Source organism: Actinosynnema sp. NPDC023658 (genome assembly GCF_040639995.1).
Lineage (GTDB): Bacteria > Actinomycetota > Actinomycetes > Mycobacteriales > Pseudonocardiaceae > Actinosynnema.
Window position 1 is genome coordinate 3,478 of sequence record NZ_JBFAAX010000511.1, and the last position, 785, is coordinate 4,262.

The 785-nt window shown below is 74.9% G+C and carries 1 protein-coding gene; it reads left to right on the forward strand.

Going from position 1 to position 785, the window contains the following annotated elements; translation table 11 throughout:
* Window positions 1-617 (forward strand): putative PEP-binding protein (locus AB0G02_RS30125; protein WP_360800586.1); only part of this gene is annotated, 617 nt, incomplete at its 5' end.
* Window positions 618-785 lie beyond the last annotated feature (168 nt).

The window sequence follows — 785 nt, forward strand, 5'->3', positions numbered from 1 at the left end:
TGCTGACCCCCCCCCCCCGGACCCACCCCGCCCCCCACACCACCAACCGGCCCCCCGGCCCCCACGAGTCCAACCCCGAGCTCGGCCTGCACGGCGCCCGGTGGCTGCTGCACGAGCCGCACTACCCGCACGCGTTCAAGGCGCTGCGCGCGCACGTGCGCGAGCGGCTGGGCGCGGACGCGGACCGGGTGAGCTTCGCGGTGCCGTTCATCAACGACCAGGACGAGTTCCTGCGACTGCGGCTCCGCCTCGACCTGCCCGACGACGTGCCCCTGTCGGTCTTCGTCGAGACGCCCGCCGCGGTCCACTCCGCGACCGAGTTCTTCGCCGCCGGGGCCAGCGAGATCTTCGTCGGCACCAAGGACCTCACCCAGTTCTACCTCGCCGCGGACCGGGGCAACCACCGGGTCGCGTCGTCGTACCAGACCCGGCACCCGGCCGTCATGTCCGGGCTGCGCCAGTCCGTCGAGGCGGGACGGCGGGCGGGCATCCCGGTCCACGTCTTCGCCCTGGGCACCGACGTGGGCTACTACTTCAAGCACCTGCCGACGGACCGGTTCATGATGTGCACCGCCGAACTGAAGCAACTCGCCCGGGAGGCGCACGAAACACGGTGACGCAGCCCGTCTGCGCCCACCGCGCCCGGCTCCGCCGAACCACCCCTGGGACCGTCCCGCGGCCACGCGGACGGACCCGCCGGGGCTCGGACGGGCCGGCGCGGGTGGCGCGGCGGTCGACCCAGGCGTGCCGCAGCACGACCGCGCCGCGCACGCGGCGCCCGGTCC